At 66.2% G+C, this 21,036-nt stretch carries 15 protein-coding genes; 4 read left to right on the top strand and 11 right to left on the bottom strand.

What is annotated here, in order from left to right; genetic code table 11:
- On the top strand, nt 1–3,162 hold the full coding sequence (locus QP457_RS17945) for an efflux RND transporter permease subunit (RefSeq protein ID WP_205406186.1): 3,162 nt from the start codon (nt 1–3) through the stop codon (nt 3,160–3,162).
- Between the two features lie 560 nt (nt 3,163–3,722).
- On the opposite strand, the gene QP457_RS17940 is transcribed toward QP457_RS17945, so the two are convergent.
- Nucleotides 3,723–4,631 (bottom strand): LysR family transcriptional regulator, encoded by a 909-nt coding sequence (locus QP457_RS17940; protein ID WP_205406461.1) that lies wholly within the window; start codon nt 4,629–4,631, stop codon nt 3,723–3,725.
- Between the two features lie 116 nt (nt 4,632–4,747).
- On the opposite strand from QP457_RS17940, the gene QP457_RS17935 reads away from it, so the two are divergent.
- Both QP457_RS17935 and QP457_RS17930 read left to right on the top strand, forming a co-directional pair.
- Nucleotides 4,748–5,521 carry an SDR family oxidoreductase gene (locus QP457_RS17935; protein ID WP_205406460.1) on the top strand — a complete coding sequence of 258 codons (774 nt, stop codon included), beginning with the start codon at nt 4,748–4,750 and terminating at the stop codon, nt 5,519–5,521.
- 43 nt (nt 5,522–5,564) lie between these two features.
- Nucleotides 5,565–6,695, top strand: coding sequence for a hypothetical protein (locus tag QP457_RS17930; RefSeq protein WP_205406459.1), 1,131 nt, complete (start codon nt 5,565–5,567; stop codon nt 6,693–6,695).
- Between the two features lie 99 nt (nt 6,696–6,794).
- On the opposite strand, the gene leuB is transcribed toward QP457_RS17930, so the two are convergent.
- From leuB to ilvC, 9 genes are all read right to left on the bottom strand, one after another.
- Entirely contained in the window at nt 6,795–7,856 is a 1,062-nt protein-coding gene (gene leuB / locus QP457_RS17925) for a 3-isopropylmalate dehydrogenase (protein WP_205406458.1), read from the bottom strand.
- Complete coding sequence (leuD, locus tag QP457_RS17920; RefSeq protein WP_100462694.1) at nt 7,846–8,424, bottom strand: 3-isopropylmalate dehydratase small subunit; 579 nt, start codon at nt 8,422–8,424, stop codon at nt 7,846–7,848. The genes leuB and leuD overlap by 11 nt, the downstream gene beginning before the upstream one ends.
- Entirely contained in the window at nt 8,424–9,842 is a 1,419-nt protein-coding gene (gene leuC, locus QP457_RS17915) for a 3-isopropylmalate dehydratase large subunit (protein ID WP_205406457.1), read from the bottom strand. Before leuC ends, leuD begins: the two co-directional genes overlap by 1 nt.
- Before the next feature lie 59 nt (nt 9,843–9,901).
- Nucleotides 9,902–10,681: a class I SAM-dependent methyltransferase gene (locus QP457_RS17910; protein ID WP_180165924.1), complete on the bottom strand. Its 780-nt coding sequence runs from the start codon at nt 10,679–10,681 to the stop codon at nt 9,902–9,904.
- Between the two features lie 10 nt (nt 10,682–10,691).
- Nucleotides 10,692–12,278: a 2-isopropylmalate synthase gene (locus QP457_RS17905; RefSeq protein ID WP_205406456.1), complete on the bottom strand. Its 1,587-nt coding sequence runs from the start codon at nt 12,276–12,278 to the stop codon at nt 10,692–10,694.
- A complete protein-coding gene (locus QP457_RS17900) occupies nt 12,275–13,366 on the bottom strand; it encodes a threonine dehydratase (protein WP_191078530.1) in 1,092 nt (363 codons plus the stop codon). The genes QP457_RS17905 and QP457_RS17900 overlap by 4 nt, the downstream gene beginning before the upstream one ends.
- A 96-nt stretch (nt 13,367–13,462) precedes the next feature.
- Nucleotides 13,463–13,714 (bottom strand): ACT domain-containing protein, encoded by a 252-nt coding sequence (locus tag QP457_RS17895; RefSeq protein WP_089236730.1) that lies wholly within the window; start codon nt 13,712–13,714, stop codon nt 13,463–13,465.
- Entirely contained in the window at nt 13,698–15,434 is a 1,737-nt protein-coding gene (gene ilvG, locus QP457_RS17890) for an acetolactate synthase 2 catalytic subunit (RefSeq protein ID WP_180165918.1), read from the bottom strand. Before ilvG ends, QP457_RS17895 begins: the two co-directional genes overlap by 17 nt.
- Before the next feature lie 37 nt (nt 15,435–15,471).
- The gene (gene ilvC / locus QP457_RS17885; RefSeq protein WP_099821015.1) at nt 15,472–16,446 is read right to left on the bottom strand and encodes a ketol-acid reductoisomerase; all 975 of its coding nucleotides are present in this window, start codon (nt 16,444–16,446) and stop codon (nt 15,472–15,474) included.
- Between the two features lie 688 nt (nt 16,447–17,134).
- On the opposite strand from ilvC, the gene ggt reads away from it, so the two are divergent.
- A complete protein-coding gene (gene ggt, locus QP457_RS17880) occupies nt 17,135–18,853 on the top strand; it encodes a gamma-glutamyltransferase (protein WP_205406455.1) in 1,719 nt (572 codons plus the stop codon).
- A gap of 528 nt (nt 18,854–19,381) precedes the next feature.
- Here ggt and QP457_RS17875 read toward each other — a convergent pair.
- Nucleotides 19,382–20,959: a BCCT family transporter gene (locus QP457_RS17875; RefSeq protein WP_205405199.1), complete on the bottom strand. Its 1,578-nt coding sequence runs from the start codon at nt 20,957–20,959 to the stop codon at nt 19,382–19,384.
- Between the last annotated feature and the right edge of the window lie 77 nt (nt 20,960–21,036).

Below are 21,036 nucleotides of genomic sequence, written 5' to 3'. Positions count from 1 at the left end.
GTGCGCCGCTTCAATCTCTCCGAATGGGCGCTGGGCAACCGTGCGCTGGTGTTGTTCGCGATGCTGGCGTTCGCCGTCATCGGTGCCTGGTCGTACAAGCACCTGGGCCAGTCCGAAGATCCGCCGTTCACCTTCAAGGCGATGGTGGTACGCACGATGTGGCCGGGCGCCACCGCCGAGCAGGTCTCGCGGCAGGTGACCGAGCCGATCGAAAAAGCACTGATGAACACCGGCGAGTACGAGTTCATCCGCTCGTACTCGCGCCCGGGCGAATCGCAGGTGATCTTCATGGCGCGCGACAGTCTGCGCTCCAAGCAGATCCCGGACCTGTGGTACCAGGTGCGCAAGCGCGTGGGCGATATCCGCGCGACGCTGCCGAGGGAAATCGTCGGGCCTTTCTACAACGATGAGTTCGGCGACACGTTCGGCAACATCTATGCGTTGACCGGCGAAGGCTTCGACTACGCCGTGATGCGCGACTATGCCGACCGCATCCAGCTGGAGCTGCAGCGCGTGCCCGACGTCGGCAAGATCGACCTGGTCGGCCTGCAGGACGAGAAGGTGTGGATCGAGCTGTCCAACACCAAGCTGGCCACGCTGGGCGTATCGCTGCAGCAGGTGCAGCAGGCATTGGCCGACCAGAATGCGGTCAGCGCCACCAGCTTCTTCGAAACCCCGACTGACCGCGTGCAGCTGCGCGTGACCGGGCAGTTCGATTCGATCGAGGACATCCGCAGATTCCCGATCCAGGCCGGCGAACGCACGCTGCACCTGGGCGACATCGCCGAGGTCAAGCGCGGCTTTGCCGACCCCTCTTCGCCGAAGATGCGCTTCATGGGCCAGGATGCAATCGGCCTGGCGGTGGCGATGAAGGACGGCGGTGACATCCTCAAGCTCGGCGCCACCCTGGATGCCGAGTTCGAACGCCTGCAGAAGACCCTGCCGGCCGGCATGCAGCTGCGCAAGGTGTCCGACCAGCCACATGCGGTGGAAGAGTCGGTGGGCGAGTTCGTGCAGGTGCTCACCGAGGCGGTGGTGATCGTGCTGCTGGTCAGCTTCTTCTCTCTGGGCCTGCGTACTGGCCTGGTGGTGGGCGTGACCATTCCGCTGGTGCTGGCGATGACCTTCTTCGTCATGCACTACTTCGATATCGGCCTGCACAAGATTTCGCTGGGTGCGCTGGTGCTGGCACTGGGCCTGCTGGTGGACGATGCGATCATCGCGGTGGAGATGATGGCCACCAAGATGGAGCAGGGCTACGACCGCCTGCGCGCGGCCAGTTTCGCCTGGGAATCCACCGCCTTCCCGATGTTGACCGGCACCCTGATCACTGCTGCCGGCTTCCTGCCCATCGCCACTGCCGCATCGAGCACCGGTGAATACACCCGCTCACTGTTCCAGGTGGTGACCATCGCGCTGGTGGTGTCGTGGATCGCGGCAGTGCTGTTCATCCCGTACCTGGGCGACAAGATGCTGCCGGACCTGTTCAATCCGCAGCTGCCCAAGCCGGACAGTCTGGCCGGCCGCTGGCGCGCCAAGCGCCTGCAGTGGGCCGACCGCCATCCGGCCTTGGCGCGCTGGATCGCACCGAAGGAGCATGCGCACGATCATGATCCGTACCAGCGGCCGTTCTACACCCGTTTCCGGGCCTTCCTGGATACCTGCCTGCGCCATCGCTGGTGGGTGATCGGCGCGACCATCGCGCTGTTCATCGGTTCGCTGATGCTGTTCCGCTTCGTGCCGCAGCAGTTCTTCCCCGATTCGACCCGTCCGGAACTGATGGTGGACATCGAGCTGGCCGAAGGTGCGTCGCTGGCCGCGACCCAGGCACAGGCCGACAAGCTGGAGAAGCTGTTGAAGGGCCGCGAAGGCATCAGCAACTACGTGGCCTACGTCGGTACCGGTTCGCCGCGCTTCTACCTGCCGCTGGACCAGCAGCTGCCGGCCACCAACTTCGCCCAGTTCGTGGTGCTTACCGAAGACGCGAAGGCCCGCGAATCGACCCGCGACTGGATGCTGAAGGAAGTGATAAAGCAGTTCCCCGATGTGCAGATGCGCGTGACGCGCCTGGAGAATGGGCCGCCGGTCGGCTATCCGGTGCAGATGCGCGTGTCCGGCGAGCACATCGCACAGGTACAGGCGATTGCGCGCAGGGTCGAGGCCAAGGTGCGCGAGAACCCGCACGTGATGAACGTGAACCTGGACTGGAGCGAGCCGAGCAAGGTGGTGCGGCTGGTGATCGACCAGGACCGCGCACGCGCGCTGGGTGTCAGCAGTGCCCAGGTCAGCCAGTTCCTCAGCAGCTCGTTGTCGGGCATGAGCGTGAGCACCTATCGCGAAGGCAATCGCCAGATCGAGATGTTGCTGCGTGGCCCGGACAACGAGCGCGCGCAGCTGGACCTGCTCGGCAGCCTGGCGATTCCGACCGGCAGTGGCACTGCGGTGACGCTGTCGCAGGTCGCGCGGCTGGAATACGCGTTCGAGGACGGCATCATCTGGCACCGCAACCGCCTGCCGACGGTGACCGTGCGTGCCGACATCAGTGATGGCATGCAGCCGCTGGATGTGGTGCAGCAGATCGTGCCGACGCTGGATGGCATCCGTGCCGAGCTGCCCAGCGGCTACCTGCTGGAAACCGGCGGCTCGGTGGAGGATTCGGCTCGCGGCCAGAACTCGATCAAGGCCGGCATGCCGCTGTTCCTGATCGTGGTGGCCACGTTGCTGATGCTGCAGCTGCGCAGCTTCTCGCGTGCGGCGATGGTGCTGGTGACCGCGCCGCTGGGCATCATCGGTGCGACGTTGTTCCTGCTGCTGTTCCGCGCGCCGTTCGGCTTCGTGGCACTGCTGGGCACCATCGCGCTGGCGGGCATGATCATGCGTAATTCAGTGATCCTGATCGACCAGATCCAGCAGGACATCGATGCCGGGCATGACCGCTGGCATTCGATCATCGATGCGACAGTGCGGCGTTTCCGCCCGATCGTGCTGACCGCGCTGGCCGCGGTGCTGGCAATGATTCCGCTGTCGCGCAGTGCGTTCTACGGCTCGATGGCGATTTCGATCATGGGTGGATTGATCGTGGGCACGGTGCTGACGCTGGTGTTCCTGCCGGCGCTGTATGCGGCGTGGTTCCGGGTCAAGCCGGACGAATCCGGGGCGTGATGCCCCGGGTTTCCCGGCCACCGGGCTGAGCCCCCTCTGCGGGGGTGGTTCAGAAGCGGGATCGCTTGTTTGGGCCGGGTGGGTGGGCTGTTCGGGGGACGCCGAAAGTACGTCCTTGTAGGCTTGGCAGCCGCATCCATGCGGCTGACACCCCCGCCCAGCCCACCCACCCGGCCCCTTACAGTTTCCTGCGGCCTCCACCGCAGGAAGAGAAAGAAGAAGAGCGAAAAGCAACAGCAACAGCAACAGCCGCGTGCTGATGGTTGGGGTCGGATCCGTTTTCCATTGGAAAACGGATCCGACCCCTTCGTGTTTTCCGATACACCTCATCCACGCATGGTGTGGATCCACCGGCCGTCACCGGGAAATGATCGGAGGCGGGGAGGGGGGCAGATGGCGGGACCGTCCACGGCATGGATGCCGTGGCCGAGCCTACAGGGACGTACTTGCGGCGTGTCCCGCCATCTGCCTCCTCCCCGCCAACCAAGCAACAACCCAGAGCCGCTCTGGCTGTTGCAGTTGCAGTCGCCTCTGCGGGCGCCGGGCAGCCGCCCGGCCGATCACCCCTGCAACTGCAGTCGCTCACGCAGCAGCGGCTCCAGCCAGTCCAGAAACACCTGCACACGTTGCGCACGATGCTGCCGATGCGGCAGCAACAGGGTCACCGGCAACGGCTGCGCGACGTGCTGCGGCATCACTTCCACCAGTGCACCGGAGTGCAGTTCGGCCTGCACGTCGTAGCGCGGAATCTGCAGCAGTCCCAGCCCCGCGACGCAGCAGGCAATCGATGCCTCGGCGCTGTTCACCCGCACCCAGCCGGTCATCGGCAGCGTGCGCAGCTGCGCGCCGTCCTGCCATTCCCAGGGCTCCACCCGCGCCGTGGTCGGCGATGCGTAGTTCACCGCGCGGTGCTGCTGCAGGTCGGCAGGATGCTGCGGTACGCCGTGCTCGTGCAGGTACGCAGGCGCGGCAACGTTGACGAAGTCCAGCTGGCCCAGCGTGCGGGCCACCAGGCTGGAGTCACCCAGCTGGCCCACCCTCAGCACCGCATCGCAGCCGTCCTCGATCAGGTTTACCGCGCGGTCGGTCATGCCCAGGTCCAGCTCGACCTGCGGATGCCGTGCGAAGAAGTCGGGCAGGGCCGGGGCGATGATGCGGCGACCGATCCGGCTGGGCACATCGATCTTCAACAGGCCCTTCGGCTCTGCATCGTCCTGGCGGAACAGCGACTCGGCATCTTCCATTTCGGCGATCAGGCGCAGGCAGCGCACGTAGAAGGTGTCGCCATCGTGGGTGGTGGAAACCCTGCGGGTGGAGCGCTGCAGCAGGCGTGTGCCCAGACGCTGCTCGAGTTCCGCCACGGCCGCCGAGACGGTGGAGCGGGGCAGACCGAGCTGATCGGCGGCGCGGGTGAAGCTGGTGCACTCCACCACCCGGGCAAAGATGCGGAAACGCTCGATCCGGTCCATTGTTCGCCCACTCTGGAAAGTTAAGTCAATGTTGCGGGCTTTATCCGCGATTTCTGCACGATATCGTCGTCAGCACAGGGTTGCCAGTCCGGCAGCCCCTTACCGGGACCGATGCCATGACCGACCACCGTATCCAGGGCAAGACCGTGCTGATCGCCGGCGGTGCCAAGAACCTCGGCGGGCTGATCGCCCGCGACTTCGCCGAGCAGGGCGCCAAGGCCATCGTCATCCACTACAACAGCGCCGCCACCCAGGCCGATGCCGAGGCGACCGTTGCAGCCGTGCAGGCCGCAGGTGCAAAGGCCATGGCGTTGCAGGCCGATCTGACCTCGGCCGCGGCGATGGAGCGCCTGTTCGCCGACGCGGTTGCCGCCGTCGGTCGCCCTGACATCGCCATCAACACCGTCGGCAAAGTGCTGAAGAAGCCGATGCTGGAGATCAGCGAAGCGGAGTACGACCAGATGAGCGCGGTCAACGCGAAGACGGCGTTCTTCTTCCTCAAGGAAGCCGGACGCCATGTCAACGACGGCGGCCGCATCTGCACGCTGGTCACTTCACTGCTCGGCGCGTTCACGCCGTTCTATTCCAGCTACGCCGGCACCAAGGCGCCGGTGGAACACTTCACCCGCGCAGCATCGAAGGAATTTGGCGAGCGTGGGATTTCGGTGACCGCGATCGGTCCCGGGCCGATGGATACGCCGTTCTTCTATCCGGCCGAGAGTGCCGATGCGCAGGCGTATCACAAGACCGCCGCGGCGCTGTCGGCGTTCACCCGTACCGGTCTGACCGACATCGCCGACATCGTGCCGTGGATCCGCTTCCTGGTGACCGACGGCTGGTGGATGACCGGGCAGACCATCCTGGTCAATGGTGGTTACACCACAAAGTAGAGACACGCGAGGCTTGAGTTCGTGCCGTAGATCCACGCCATGCGTGGATGCTCCTGGCTTCATCCACGCATGGCGTGGATCTGTTGTTGGTCCCCAAGTGGACAGCTTCAGGGCGTTCACGGGCACAATAGCGGCCAGTTCCAGGGCCGGAGCGCCTGCCATGTTCTTCCGTACGACCTGCGCTTCGGCGCTGCTGCTGGTCGCATGCAGCGGCTCTGCCATTGCGCAGACGGCAGACGCCGATGCTCTGCTGTTCCAGCATGACCTGCGGGACGTACTTGAGTGCGGCGCGAGCGCGGACGTCCAGCAGGCCGTCGTCAGCCGCCTGCGCGCGGCACGCTACGCCGACGCTGCCGAACGACTGCCGTACCTGCGCGACTGGCGATTCGAGCAGGAAGGTGAGGATGACGATCACCGGGTGACCGTCATCACTCCGCCACAGTCGATGACCGTCCACGGTGTCGAAGTGCCGCGGCTGTTCGCTGATGCGTTCGGGTTCTCGATTGCGCTGGACCCCGCACAGCGCGATCGTATCGTCGCTGCGCACGGTTTGCGGCTGCAGTCGAGCACGCTGCAGGAGCCGTTCGAGCTGTGGTCGACGCCCACCACACCGATCATCGTACGTAGTGCGGGCGACGGCTATCGACTGGGCTGTGCTCCTTCCACGAACGGTAACAGGGCAGCGGTGCGTCAGCTGCCGGCTGTTGAAATCCAGGACCTGCAGGATGCCATTCACTGCCGCGCCGATGAAGGCAGCATGCGTCGGTTGCAGGCGTTCTGGCAGCGGCTTTCCGAACAGCCGCAGTTCGAATGGCCCCAGGATGTCCGTTCGGTCAACGAGGTGAACTACAGCGTCGGTGATGATGATCTGCACCTGCTGCTGATCGGATTGCAGGCGCCCATCCAGGCCTACGGCGTTTCCACGCACACGATTGCGCTGGCGTTCGGTGGCTTCTTCGGCGCGGATCTTGGTGGTGTTGCGGTTGCGCCAGTGCTATCCCAGGCGGGCATGGACACCTCGCATACGGTCGGCAAGGATGCGTGGCAGCGCCCGTTGCCGCCGGTTGCCTTCAGCGGTGGCAGTTGGATCCCACAGCACATCGTGATGCGCACCAACGAAGGCCGCGTTGTTGCCGGTTGCGCCAGCGATTATGCGCGCAGCACATCGCGCTGAGCGGATCTCGTGCCGGGCAACCAGCAGCAGGCGGGGTAGGGCTCGCCGCTACCGATGGACATGCAAAGGGTGCCGGGCATGTCCCGGCACCCGCGTGCTTCATCCCAGCTTGGTCAGCACCGCGTCGGTCGCCGCCGCAGTACTCACTGCCGAACCCTTCGCCGCCAGATCCGCAGTGAACACGCCATCGTCCAGCACCGCGTGCACCGCCGCTTCCACCGCTGCGGCTTCGGCGTCCAGCCCCAGCGAATGGCGCAGCAGCATCGCCGCACTGAAGATCGTCGCGTACGGGTTGGCGATGCCCTTGCCGGCGATGTCCGGTGCCGAACCGTGGATCGGTTCGTAGATGCCGACCGCTCCCGGCTCGCCCAGCGAGGCCGATGGCAGCAGGCCCAGCGAACCGGCCAGCATCGACGCTTCGTCGGTGAGGATGTCGCCGAACATGTTCTCGGTCACGATCACGTCGTACTCGCGCGGCTTGGCCAGCAGGTGCATGGCCATCGAATCGACCAGCTGGTGTTCCAGCGCGACGTCCGGGAATTCCTCGCGGCCGATGCGCGCGGCCACGTCACGCCACAGGCGCGAGGTTTCCAGCACGTTGGCCTTGTCCACCGAGGTGACCTTGCCGCGACGTTGCTGGGCCAGCCGGAAGGCACTGCGCAGCACGCGCTCGATCTCGGCCACGGTGTAGCGGCACAGATCGCTGGCGCTGTCGGCATCGCGGGTCTTGTCGCCGAAGTAGATGCCACCGGTCAGCTCGCGCACCACCACGAAGTCCACGCCCTGCAGCAGCTCGGCCTTGATCGGCGAGGCGTGCAGTGCGGCTTCGTGCGTGCGCACCGGACGCAGGTTGGCATACAGCCCCAGCGCCTTGCGGATCGCCAGCAGGCCCTGTTCCGGGCGCACCTTGGCGTTAGGGTCGGACCACTTCGGGCCACCCACCGCGCCCAGCAGCACCGCGTTGGCGGCCTGGCAGGCGGCCAGGGTCGAGGCAGGCAGCGGTTCGCCGTGATGGCCGATGGCGATGCCACCGATGTCGTGCTCGCTGAAGGTGAAGGTGTGGTTGAAGCGTTCGGCCACGGCTTTCAGGACGGCGACCGCAGCGGCGGCCACTTCCGGGCCGATGCCATCACCGGGCAGGACAACAATCTCAGCGTGCATGTTCACTCTCGTAACGTTCGATTTCAGGGACACGGCCCAACAGATAACCCAGCTGATCGACGCCTTCCAGCAGACAGGTCTGCGAGAAGCCGTCCAACGGGAAGGAGTAGACGCGGCCATCGGGCGTGCGCAGCTCGCGCGCGGCCACGTCGATGGTCAGTTCATCGTCCGGGCGCTGCATCAGCACCTGCACGTCGGCTTCGTCCAGCACGATCGGCAGCAGGCCGTTCTTCAGCGAGTTGCCGCGGAAGATGTCGGCGATCTCGCTGCTGACGATGGCGCGCAGGCCGAGGTCGGTCAGCGCCCAGGGTGCATGCTCGCGCGATGAGCCGCAGCCGAAGTTGCGCCCGGCCAGCAGGATGCTGCGGCCGGCGTTGTGCGGCTGGTTGAAGGCGAAGTCGGCCACCGGGGAGCCATCGGCCTGCCAGCGCCAGTCGTTGAACGCGTTGCGGCCCAAGCCGGCGCGCTCGGTGGTGGACAGGAACCGCGCCGGAATGATCTGGTCGGTATCGATATTGGTCTGGCGCAGCACCACGCTGGCCGAACGCAGGGTACGGAAGCCGCTCATCAGGCCACCTCCTGTGCGAACAGTTCACGGGCATCGGCAACGTGGCCCTGCACGGCGGCCCAGGCGGCACTCATCGGCGAGGCCAGCAGGGTGCGCGAGCCCGGGCCCTGGCGGCCTTCGAAATTGCGGTTGCTGGTGCTGACCGCCAGTTGGCCGGGGGCGACCAGATCGCCATTCATGGCGATGCACATCGAACAACCCGGCTCGCGCCACTCGGCACCGGCCGCGCGCACGATCTCGTGGATGCCCTCGGCTTCGGCCTGGCGCTTGACGATTTCCGAGCCGGGCACCACCAGCATGCGCACGCGCTCGGCGATGCGACGACCGCGCAGCACCTGCGCCACTTCGCGCATGTCGCTCAGGCGGCCATTGGTGCAGGAACCGACGAAGACCACGTCCACCGGCGTGCCGGCCAGCGTCTGCCCCGCCTGGAAGTGCATGTAATCCAGGCCCTTCTGCGCGGCGGCATCGTTGGCCGCCGGGATCGGCGCGTCCACCGCGATGGCGGTGCCGGGGTGGGTGCCCCAGGTCAGGGTCGGGCGGATGTCGGCAGCATCGATGCGCACCTCGCTGTCGAAGCGCGCGCCTTCATCGCTGCGCAGCTGCGTCCAGCGGGCCACGGCGGCGTCGAAGTCGGCGCCTTTGGGGCCACGTGGGGTATTGGCAACGAAGTCGAACGTCACCTGGTCGGGAGCGACCATGCCGGCGCGTGCACCGGCTTCGATCGACATGTTGCACAGGGTCATGCGCTGTTCCATGTCCATCGCTTCGATGGTGCTGCCGCGGAACTCGATCACGTGACCGGTGCCGCCATTGACGCCGATCACGCCGATGATGTGCAGCACCACGTCCTTGGCGCCGACGCCGGGTGCCAGATGGCCATCGACGGTGATCGCGAAGGTCTTCGCCTTGCGCTGCAGCAGGCACTGCGTGGCCAGCACATGGCCGACTTCGCTGGTGCCGATGCCGAAGGCCAGCGACCCGAATGCGCCATGGGTGGAGGTGTGGCTGTCGCCGCAGACGATGGTCATGCCGGGCTGGGTGAAGCCCTGTTCCGGGGCGATCACGTGGACGATGCCGCGATTGTCCGAGGCCATGTCGAACAGCTCGATGTCGTGCTCGGCGCAGTTGCGCGCCAGCATGGCGACCTGCGCTTCGGAGGCAGCGCTGGCGTAGGGCAGCGTACCGTCGGCGGCGGCTGGCAGGGTCGGCGTGGAATGGTCCATCGTCGCCTTGGTCCGATCCGGACGGCGCGGCTTCAGGCCGCGTTCGCGCAGCTCGGTGAAGGCCTGCGGCGAGGTCACCTCATGAATCAGGTGCAGGTCGATATACAGCACGGCGGGCGCGCTGTCGGTTTCTGGAACCACCACGTGGGCGTCCCACAGTTTGTCGTACAGGGTGCGGGGTGCGGAAGTCATGCGTTTGCCTGGCAGGAGTACGAAGTAGCGGACATCTAAGAGAAAGTAACAGGGTCAGGTCAGCGCCGACGCGCGAGCACGCGCAGGCGCACGTAGTCGGCCAGCGGCTGGCCAGCGGCGTTGCGCGGCAGATCGGCCAGCAGGGCGGCGGCGGCATCGCGCACGGTGGCGCGCGCGTCGGCCGGCAGGTCGTCCAGCAGCGGTGCGGCGAACACCCGCAGCCAGCCGGCAACGCCGGTCGGCAGCGCGGTCGGGCGTGGCAGGCATTCGATCAGCTGCACCTGGAAGCCATGCTGGCGCAGGCGTTCGGCGTAGGCATCGGCGCTGGGGAAGTACCACTGGAATGCGCTGGCACCGTGGCCATGGGCGACGCGCGCGGCCTGCACGGCGGCAACGATCGTGGCCACGTTGCCATGGCCACCGAACTCGGCGACGAAGCGGCCGCCGGGGCGCAGGGCGCGGCGCACGCCTTCCAGCACGCGATCCGGGTTGGGCATCCAATGCAGCGCTGCGTTGCTGAACACCGCATCGAACGCGCCGTCGAAGGTCAGGGCGTGGCCGTCCATCACCTGCGCATCGACACCCCGTGCACGGGCGGCGATCACCATTTCCGGTGAAGCATCGACGCCCTGCAGGTGTGCGCCGCTGAGGGCCAGTTCGGTGGTGAGCACGCCATCGCCACAGCCCAGGTCGAGGATGCGCTCGCCGGCCCGCGCGTCGAGCAGGCGCGCTACGGCGCCACCGAGGGTCGGCACGAAGCCGGCATCGATCGCATAGTCCTGGGCATTCCACTGCTGGCCAGCGCTGCTGGTGGCGGTTGCGGTGTCGAAGGCGCTCATCTTGGATTCCTCAGGCGGTGGCGGTGGCAGGTGCTTCAGTGCTGACGCCGGCGTTGGCCTGGCGCTGGCGCAGCAGGCGGTTGGCTACGTCCAGCCAGGCCAGCGCGGAGGCTTCGATGATGTCCTTGCTGGTGCCGGTGCCGTCGTACTCGACGCCCTCGTGACGCACGCTCAGATTGGCTTCGCCGCGCGCATCGGCGCCGATGCCGACGCTGTGCACGTGGTAGCTGTCCAGCATCAGCTGCACGCCGGTGGCGGCAGACAGGGCGCCGAACAGGGCATCGACCGGGCCATCGCCCTGTGCGGTCTCGGCCACGCGGTTGCCGTCCGGGTCGGACAGTTCGACCAGCGCATTGGCGCGGCTGCCGACATCGCTGATGGTCATCGAGGCCAGGCGGTAGCCCTGTGCGTTGGAGCCGCCCTGCATCAGTGTCTGCAGGTCGGCGTCGGTGACCACACGCTGCTGCTCGCACAGGCCCTTGAACTGCTCGAACACCAGCTTCAGCTCGTCTTCTTCCAGCCAGAAGCCCAGTGCGCGCAGGCGCGCTTCGACGGCGGCGCGGCCACTGTGGCGGCCCAGCACCATCTGCGAGTTCTCCCAGCCCACGTCTTCCGGACGCATGATTTCGTAGGTGCCGCGATGGCGCAGCATGCCGTGCTGGTGGATGCCCGATTCATGGGCGAAGGCATTGGCGCCGACGATGGCCTTGTTGCGCTGTACCGGCATGCCGACCAGGCGCTGCAGCAGCTGCGAAGTACCGACGATACGAGGGGTGTCGATGGCGGTGTCCTGCTCGTAGAAGGCCTGGCGCACCTTCAACACCATCGCGATTTCTTCCAGCGAACAGTTGCCGGCGCGTTCACCGATGCCGTTGACGGTGCATTCGACCTGGCGCGCGCCACCTTCGATGGCGGCCAGTGAGTTGGCCACGGCCAGGCCCAGGTCGTTGTGGCAGTGCGCGCTGAAGATCACGTTGCCCGCGTTCGGCACATCGGCGACGCCCGCGATGACCTGCTGGAACATCGTGCGGATTTCTTCCGGCGTGGTGAAGCCGACGGTGTCGGGCAGGTTGATGGTGGTGGCGCCGGCAGCGATCGCCACGCGCGAGACCTCGATCAGGTAATCCAGCTCGGTACGGGTGGCGTCCTCAGCGGAGAACTCCACGTCATCGATGTAGGAGCGGGCCAGCGCTACGTGCCTGTGTACCGATTCCAGTACCTGCTCACGCGTCATCCGCAGCTTGTGCTCACGGTGCAGCGGGCTGGTTGACAGGAACACATGCAGGCGCGGGTTGGCCGCCGCTTCCAGCGCACGCGCCGAGGTCTCGATGTCCGCCTGCAGGCAGCGCGACAGCACCGCCAGGCTCAGGCTCGGGCGGCGCAGTTCGCGGCCGATCAGGGCCATCGCTTCACGGTCGGACTGCGAGCTGGCCGGGAAGCCGGTCTCGATGATGTCCACGCCCAGTTCGTCCAGCGCACGCGCCATCACCAGCTTCTGCGGCGGGCTCATGCTGCAGCCGGGGGACTGCTCGCCGTCACGCAGGGTGGTGTCGAAGATGCGGATGCGCGGGGTGGTAATTCGTTCGATGGTGGTCACAGGGAAATCTCCTCGACAGCGGGTGCGACGGCTTGCAGGGGGGAAGGGGAAGGCGTTGGGAAAGCGGTGGCGGTCGCCTTGGCGGGCGAACGCGGAGTTTCTGCCCGGCGTCGGCGCGGTTTGCGCGGCGGACGCGGACGGATATCGGTGAGCAGGCCGGCGAGCACGCCGGCATCGATGTTGCCGCCGGAGACGACCGCGCACTTGCGGCGGCCGGCGACGCGACGCCCGGCGGCCAGTGCCAGCGCACCGGCGCCCTCGGCGATGATGTGTTCTTCCAGTGCCAGCCGCACCAGGGTCTCGCGCAGTTCGGCTTCGCGCACGATCACCACATCGTCCAGCAGCGAGGTGCACAGGCGGCGGGTCAGGAAGCCGGGAATCTTCACCCGCACGCCATCGGCCAGCGACGGCACAGGATTGATCTCGCGCACGTCGCCGCGGATCGCGCGGGCCATCGAATCGACACCTTCGACCTGCGCGCCGACGATGCGCACACCCTGCGACTTCAGCGCCAGGGCGACACCGGAGGCCAGGCCGCCACCGCCGATCGGTACGATCACCACGTCCGGCGCATGCGCGGCCAGCTCGATGCCGACGGTGCCCTGACCGGCGATGACGTCGGCATCATCGAACGCAGACAGGAAGCGGTATCCGTGGCGCTGCGCCAGCTCGACAGCGAACGCGTAGGCCTCGTCATAACTGTTGCCATGCTGGCGTACCGTCGCGCCCCAATGGGCGACGCCAGCGATCTTGGTGGCCGGTGCGCCATGCGGCATCACGGCAATGGCCGGCACATCCAGGCGATAGGCGGCCCAGGCGACGCCCTGCGCGTGATTGCCGGCCGAGGCGCAGATCACCGGCCGGGTATCGCCACGTTCGCGGGCGGCCAGCAGGGCATTCAGCGCGCCGCGCACCTTGTACGAACCGGTGCGCTGCAGGTTCTCCAGCTTCAGCCAGGTGCCAAAGCGCTCGGCATGATGCAGCGGCGTGGGCGGCAGAAAGCGGCGCAGGCGGGCCTGCGCAGCCAGTACGTCGGCAACGGTTACGTCGCCGACATCGCTTTCCGTGCTGGCATCAGCGGCCGGCATGGGCCACCAGCAGGGTGTTGCCGACCAGCGCCTGCGGGCACGGGCGGCGAAGAAGACGCCTCCGTACCGGCACCGTGTTGCATACGGTACGGGCGTTCATGCGGATACTCCTTCCAGTGCGGTCATCTGCACCGAAACACAGTCGTAGATCTTTTCCATCTGCCGGCACAGTGTTTCCGGCGGGCGCTGGCTGTCCACCACCAGTTGCAGGTGCCAACGGCCATCGTCGGCGGCCACCGGCGCACCGGTGATCGCGCGCGGTGCGAAACCGCGGCGTTCGGCCATGCCGATCACGCGCAGCAGCGCGCCCTCGGCCGGTTGCAGCACCAGGTCAAGCCGGTATTGCATTGGGGATCTCCTGGCGTGCATGTGCAGGGTTGCTTTCCAGCATGGTGCTGTTGGCGGTATTGGGCGGCACCAGCGGCCACACGTTCGCGCGTGCATCGATGGCCACGTGCAGCAGGGCCGGGCCGGGCTCGGCCAGCAGTGCGGCCAGGCCACCTTCGACGTCATCGCGCGCATCGATGCGCGTCGCCGCGATGCCGAACACCTTGGCCAGGGCCACGAAGTCCGGGTTGTCGGACAGGTCGATCTCGCTGTAACGCTCGGCGAAGAACAGCTCCTGCCACTGCCGCACCATGCCCAGCGAACTGTTGTCCAACAGGATGATCTTCACCGGCAGGCGGCAGCGGGCGATGGTCGCCAGCTCCTGCACGTTCATCATGAAGCTGCCATCGCCGGACACCAGTACCACGGTGCGCTCAGGGCAGGCGAACTGCGCGCCCATCGCCGCCGGCAGGCCGAAGCCCATCGTGCCCAGCGCACCGCTGGTCAGGTGGTTGCGCGGATGATTGAAGCGGCAGTGCTGCGCCACCCACATCTGGTGCTGGCCGACGTCGCAGGCGATCACCGTATCGGACGGTGCCAGCTCGCTCAGGCGCTTCAGCAGCGCCGGGGCGTAGATGTGCTGGCCCGGTGCGTCGTAGCGTGCGGCGAAGCGATCGCGATGCTGTGCGCAGCGCTTGCGCCATGCGTCCTGGTGGGCCTTGGGGGAGGGGAAGGCCGCACGCAGGGCGCGGATGGCGTGGCCGACGTTGCCGGGCACGGCGACATCGGCGCTGCGCAGCTTGGAGATCTCGTACGCATCGGCATCGATGTGCACCACGCGGGCGAACGGCGCGAACTCGGCCAGCTTGCCGGTTGCCCGATCGTCGAACCGCGCACCCAGCACCAGCAGCAGGTCGCTCTCCTGCACGGCCATGTTCGCTGCACGGGTGCCATGCATGCCCAGCATGCCCAGCGACTGCGGGTGCTGGGGAGGCAGCGCGCCCAGCCCACGCAGGGTCATCACCGTGGGAATGGCGCTGGCTTCGACGAACGCGCGCAGGTCCTGCACGGCATCGCCCAGGGCAATGCCACCACCGGCATAGACCACCGGCTTTTCGGCCGCGGCCAATGCGGCGATGGCTTCGGCGATGGCGGCGTCGGCGGCGGCCGGCGGCGGTTCGACGCTGGCCGGCACATGCGCCGGCAGGTGGCTGGCATCGGCCAGCTGCACATCCTTGGGCAGGTCGATCAGCACCGGTCCGGGACGGCCCTCGCGGGCGATGCGGAAGGCATCGGCCACCACGCGCGGCAGATCATCGACGCTGCGCACCAGCCAGCTGTGCTTGACGATCGGCATGGTCAAGCCGAACACATCCAGTTCCTGGAACGCATCGGTGCCCAGCAGCGGCGTGGCCACCTGACCGGTGATGCAGACCATCGGCACCGAATCGAGCATCGCATCGGCGATGCCGGTGACCAGGTTCGACGCGCCCGGCCCGGAGGTCGCCACGCAGACGCCAACTTGGCCACTGGCGCGCGCAAAGCCGTTGGCGGCCAGCGCCGCGCCCTGCTCATGGCGCACCAGGATGTGCTTCAGCGACGAATCCACCAGCGCGTCGTAGAACGGCATGATGGTGCCGCCCGGGTAGCCGAACAGCGTACGGACACCCTCGGCCTCCAGCGCCTGGGTCAGCCAGCGCGCGCCGTTGGGCGGCGCGCTGCGGTGTGTGGGAGAGTTCATGGGGGAACCTTGCAGAGCGGGTGGGGGTGCCGCGTTGTTACGCGGCTTGACCTTGCAACCAGACCATCTTGGCGCGCAGTTCCTTGCCTACCTTCTCGATCGGATGCTCCAGGTCGGCCTGCTTGAACCTGTTGTAGTTCGGCAGGCCCGCTTCGTACTCGGCCACCCAGTTCTTGGTGAAGGTGCCGTCCTGGATGTCCTTCAGCACTTCCTTCATGCGCTCCTTGGTACCGGCGTCGATCACCCGCGGGCCGCTGACGTAGTCGCCGTACTGCGCGGTCTCGGAGATGAACTCCAACATGCGCGAGATGCCGCCTTCGTAGAACAAGTCGACGATCAGCTTCAGTTCGTGCAGCACTTCGTAATAAGCGATTTCCGGCTGGTAACCGGCTTCAACCAGGGTCTCGAAGCCCGCCTGCACCAGCGCCGAAGCGCCGCCGCACAGCACCGCCTGCTCACCGAACAGATCGGTTTCGGTTTCTTCCTTGAAGGTGGTCTGGATCAGGTTGGCACGTGCGCCACCCAGGCCGCCGGCATAGGCAAGTGCGTACTCGGCAGCCTTGCCGCTCTTGTCCTGGTAGACCGCCCAGATGCACGGCACACCGCGGCCGATTTCATATTCGCGACGGACCAGCGCACCCGGGCCCTTCGGTGCGACCAGCACCACGTCCAGGTCGTCGCGCGGCTTGATCATGTCGAAGTGCACGTTCAGACCATGCGCGAACAGCAGCACCGCGCCCTGCTTCATGTTCGGTGCCAGCACGTCCTCGTACAGCTTCTTCTGCACCATGTCCGGGGTCAGCACCGCAACCAGGTCGGCATCCTTCACCGCATCAGCCGGTGCCTTCACGGTGAAGCCATCGGCCTGCGCCTTGACCTCGGTGGGGCCGCCCGGGCGCAGGCCTACCACCACATCGAAGCCGGATTCACGCAGGTTCAGCGCGTGTGCGCGGCCCTGGCTGCCGTAGCCGATGACGGCGATCTTGGTCTGGGGCAGTTCGTTGGTGCTCATGGGGGAGGTTCCTTGCGGGTGGGAAGAAAAAAGACGGCCGGCAGTCGAATCGACGTACCGGCCGGTCAGGGAAAAGCGGGGAGGGCAGCGCCGCGCGTCGCACAGGTACTGCCACCACGAGGATTCGTGGTGCAGCGGGCTTGGGTTGTGCGATGGGCGTTGGTCATGGTGGTTGCGTCTGAAACCAGGTCCTGAAATGAAAAAACCCGCACCTGGGCGGGTGCGGGTTTTGAAGAGTTCCGGTGTATTTGCTGCTTACACGCTGGCTCGTCCCGCACCTGTTGGTTGGGTAATAAGTACGAGCACAAGAATCGAACGCAGCGAGGCGGCGCCGGTATCGGCGGCTTCAATGTGGGTTCGGGGTGGCGTGTTGTGATGCAACATGTGATCGAGAAAACCACAGCCGTTTCGGCGCTGTCAACCCTCGCAGCGATATTCCTGTCAGTTTCCACTGCATGCAGTGCAATCGCTTGTGGCACAAGGATGGTTGCCGCTGAAAGTGTTTCGGTGAACCCGAATTCACTCTTTTCAACGGGTTTTTTGCGCGGATTCCGGATGATTCTGTCTTGCTGGGTGCGGACCAAGATCCGCAGCCACCGAAGGGCGGCCGTCCATGACCTATGCCCGATGGCCCCTGATCGCCGTAGCAGCGAAGATCGGTTACCACCCTTCCATTCGGAACCCGACCGTGTCCCGACGCCTTGCCCGTTCCCTGCTGGTGGCTGCCGTGCTGGCTGCCGTGCCCGTGCTGTCCCAGGCTGCCGACCGCATTACCGGCCACACCTTCGCCACCCGTTCGGAGGTGATCGCCCCGCATGCGATGGCCGCCACCTCGCAGCCGCTGGCCACCCAGATCGCGCTGGACGTGATGAAGGGTGGTGGCTCGGCGGTCGATGCCGCCATTGCGGCCAACGCAGCGCTGGGCCTGATGGAACCCACCGGCAATGGCGTCGGCGGCGACCTGTTCGCCATCGTGTGGGACCCGAAGACGCAGAAGCTCTACGGCTACAACGGCTCCGGCCGCTCGCCGAAGTCGCTCACCCTGGCCGAGTTCCAGCGTCGTGGCCTGAAGGAGATCCCGGCCACCGGTCCGCTGCCGGTATCGGTACCGGGCGCGGTGGATGGCTGGTTCGCGTTGCACGACCGGTTCGGCCGCAAGCCGATGGCCGACAACCTGGCCCCCGCCATCCGCTATGCGCGCGAAGGGCACCCGGTGGCCGAAGTGATTGCCTATTACTGGGATCGCTCGGTGCCGAAGCTGTCGCAGTATCCGGGTTTCAAGGAACAGTTCACCATCGACGGCCACGCCCCGCGCAAGGGTGAGATGTGGAAGAACCCGAATCTGGCGGACACCCTGCAGAAGATTGCCGACGGGGGGCGTGATGCCTTCTACAAGGGCGACATCGCCCACACCATCGGCGATTACTTCAAGAACAATGGCGGCTACCTGAGCTACCAGGACATGGCCGACCATCATGGCGAGTGGGTTGAGCCGGTCAGCAGCAACTACCGCGGCTATGACGTGTGGGAGCTGCCGCCGAACAGCCAGGGTATCGCCGCGCTGCAGATCCTCAACGTGCTGGAAGGCTACGACTTCTCGAAGATTCCGTTCGGCTCGCCCGAGCACGTGCACCTGTTCGTGGAAGCAAAGAAGCTCGCTTTCGCCGACCGTGCGCGCTTCTACGCCGATATGGCCTTCCAGCCGGCACCGGTACAGAAGCTGATTTCCAAGGAGTACGCCTCGCAGCGCCGCGCGCTGATCTCGATGGACAAGGCGCTGAAGGAAGTACAGCCGGGTACGCCGAAGCAGCTGGAAGAGGGCGACACGATCTACATGACCGTGGCCGACGCCGACGGCATGATGGTGTCGCTGATCCAGTCCAACTACCGCGGCATGGGCAGCGGCATGGCGCCGCCGGGGCTTGGCTTCATCCTGCAGGATCGCGGCGAGATGTTCGTGCTGCAGAAGAACCATCCCAATGGCTACGCACCGGGCAAGCGCCCCTTCCAGACCATCATTCCGGCCTTCATCACCAAGGGCGGCAAGCCCTATGCAAGCTTCGGCGTGATGGGCGGCGCGATGCAGCCACAGGGACACGCGCAGATCGTGATGAACCTGGTGGACTTCGGCATGAACCTGCAGGAAGCCGGCGATGCGCCGCGTATCCAGCACGAGGGCTCGACCGAACCGACCGGACAGGCGACGGCGATGACCGATGGCGGTGAGGTCAATCTGGAAACCGGGTTCCCGTACGAGACAGTGCGTGCGCTGATGCGCAAGGGGCACCGCGTGGTGTTTGCCGATGGTCCGTACGGCGGCTACCAGGCGATCCTGCGTGATCCGGACACGGGCGTGTATTACGGCGCGTCGGAGAGTCGCAAGGATGGGCAGGCGGCGGGGTATTGAGGTTTCCCGGCCGCCGGGCTCAGCCCCCTCGCGGCTGATCGCCAGAGCAGGTTCATGCGCTGGGGCGTGCGGGTGGGAGTGTCGGGGGACGCCGTGAATACGTCCCTGTAGGCTTAGCCGCGCCATCCATGGCGCGGATACCCCCGCCACCCCCACCCGCACGCCCCCCGAAAGTTTCCGTGCGCGTCAGCCACGGAATAGAAAGAAGAAGAGCAAAGGCAAAGGCAACAGCTGCGTGCTTCTTGTTTTCCGATACACCTCATCCACGCATGGCGTGGATAGATTGTGTCGACCAAGGTCGACACCTACCGGCCGCGGGAAACTGTCGGGGGTGGGGCGGTGTGGGTGGGCAGGACCGTTGGCGCCATGGATGGCGCCATCGAGCCCCCAGGGATGGGTTTACGGCGTGTCCTGCCCACCCACACCGCCTCGCCCAGCCAGCAGTAACCCAGAGCCGCTTTGGCTTTTGAAGTTGCACTTGCCGTTGCTTGAAAAAAAAGCGGTGCAGCCGCAGGCTGCAAAACACCCTCAATCCGAATCCTGCGCCCGCGCCGCCTCCGCCTGGGTCTCTTCCTGCGCCGCCATCTCACGTGCGATCCACGCATCGATCATGCGTCGCTGGCGCTGCGTCTGCCGGCGCTCGCGCGTGTACTCCTGGTCCAGCACCCGGTACAGCGACACCATCACCAGCACCATCAGCAGAGCGAATGGCAACGCTGCGATCGTGATCATTCCCTGCAGCGCATCCAGCCCACCCGCCAACAGCAATGCCGCCGCGATCAACGCGACCGCGATGCCCCACGCCAGTTTGCGCTTCAGCGGCGGATCGCCGGCTTCGTCGGTGGACATGCTGGCCAATACCAGTACCGCCGAATCGGCCGAGGTCACGAAGAAGATCATCAACAGCACCAACGCCACCGCCGACAGCATCAGCGATGCCGGCAGGCTGTCGAACAGGGTGAACAACACCGTCTCGTAGCCATTGCCCAGCGCCTGCACCAGGTCGGCGTGGCCGAAGATCTGTGCCCACAGCGCGGTGCCGCCGAAAACCGCGAACCAGAAGAAGCCCAGCAGCGTCGGTGCCAGCACCACGCCGATCACGAACTCGCGCACGCTGCGGCCGCGCGAGATGCGTGCGATGAACGAGCCCACGAACGGTGCCCAGGAAATCCACCAGGCCCAGTAGAAGATCGTCCAGTCGGCCACCCAGGTGCTGCCGGAGAACGGCGACATGCGCAGGCTCATGGTCACCAGTTGGTTGAGGTAGGAACCCAGCGTGGTGGTGAACGTATCGAAGATGAATCCGGTCGGTCCCAGCACCAGTACGGTCGCGGCCAGCAACGCCGCCAGCGCCAGGTTGAAGTTGGACAGCCACTTCACGCCGCGCTCCACGCCGCTGGCGGTGGAGGCCATGTACAGCACGAAGGCAATGGCGATGATGGTCATCTGCACCGGCACCGTAGCCTGCAGGCCGAACACGCGCTCCACACCCGCAGCGATCTGGATGGTGCCGAAGCCGAGCGTCGTCGCCACGCCGATCGCCGTGGCAACCACCGCCGCGATGTTGACGACGCGGCCGATCCAACCGCGGTGGTGGCGGCCGATGATCGGCTGCAGCATATCGCTGACCAGTCCGCGTCCATTGCGGTTGAACTGGAACCAGGCCATCGCCAGACCGATCAGCGCGTAGATCGCCCACGGATGCAGGCCCCAATGGAAGAACGCATAGCGCATCGACGCACGCGCAGCATCCATGCTCTGTGCTGCCAGGCCTTCCGGTGGCTTGGTGAAGTGCGAGATCGGTTCGGCAGCTCCCCAGAACACCAGGCCGATGCCCATGCCGGCAGCGAACAGCATCGACATCCAGCTGGCGCGCGAAAACTCGGGCTCGGCGTCTTCGCCACCGATGCGCAGGTTGCCGAAGCGGCCGAACGCCAGGTACATCAGGAATACCAGTGCCAGGAATACGACCAGCAGGTACAGCCAACCGACGCTGCGGATGACATCGGCCAGCGCCGCCTGCACGACGGTATTGAAGGGGCCAGGCGCGAGGCCGGCCAGCAGCACCAGGGCAAGTACCAGTGCGATGGAAATGCGAAACACCATGAAGGAGCTTCTCCGATCAAGGGATTGAGGGGAGCGAGCAAAAGCTTGCAGGGAGTGGGCCGGCGACAGCGTGCGCG

Source organism: Stenotrophomonas sp. As-7, assembly GCF_030291015.1.
Taxonomy (GTDB): Bacteria; Pseudomonadota; Gammaproteobacteria; order Xanthomonadales; family Xanthomonadaceae; genus Stenotrophomonas; species Stenotrophomonas lactitubi.
The sequence above is the reverse complement of the archived record's forward strand: the minus strand, read 5'-3'. Positions and strand labels throughout refer to the sequence as shown.

Bases quoted from the DNA above. Each gene is read 5' to 3' on its own strand.
- ilvC (WP_099821015.1), bottom strand. From the start codon at position 16,446: ATGAGCACCAACGAACTGCCCCAGACCAAGATCGCCGTCATCGGCTAC.
- QP457_RS17900 (WP_191078530.1), bottom strand. From the start codon at position 13,366: ATGCCGGCCGCTGATGCCAGCACGGAAAGCGATGTCGGCGACGTAACC.
- QP457_RS17910 (WP_180165924.1), bottom strand. From the start codon at position 10,681: ATGAGCGCCTTCGACACCGCAACCGCCACCAGCAGCGCTGGCCAGCAG.
- leuC (WP_205406457.1), bottom strand. From the start codon at position 9,842: ATGACTTCCGCACCCCGCACCCTGTACGACAAACTGTGGGACGCCCAC.
- leuB (WP_205406458.1), bottom strand. From the start codon at position 7,856: ATGCACGCTGAGATTGTTGTCCTGCCCGGTGATGGCATCGGCCCGGAA.
- ilvG (WP_180165918.1), bottom strand. From the start codon at position 15,434: ATGAACTCTCCCACACACCGCAGCGCGCCGCCCAACGGCGCGCGCTGG.
- QP457_RS17895 (WP_089236730.1), bottom strand. From the start codon at position 13,714: ATGCAATACCGGCTTGACCTGGTGCTGCAACCGGCCGAGGGCGCGCTG.
- QP457_RS17875 (WP_205405199.1), bottom strand. From the start codon at position 20,959: ATGGTGTTTCGCATTTCCATCGCACTGGTACTTGCCCTGGTGCTGCTG.
- leuD (WP_100462694.1), bottom strand. From the start codon at position 8,424: ATGAGCGGCTTCCGTACCCTGCGTTCGGCCAGCGTGGTGCTGCGCCAG.
- QP457_RS17935 (WP_205406460.1), top strand. From the start codon at position 4,748: ATGACCGACCACCGTATCCAGGGCAAGACCGTGCTGATCGCCGGCGGT.
- QP457_RS17940 (WP_205406461.1), bottom strand. From the start codon at position 4,631: ATGGACCGGATCGAGCGTTTCCGCATCTTTGCCCGGGTGGTGGAGTGC.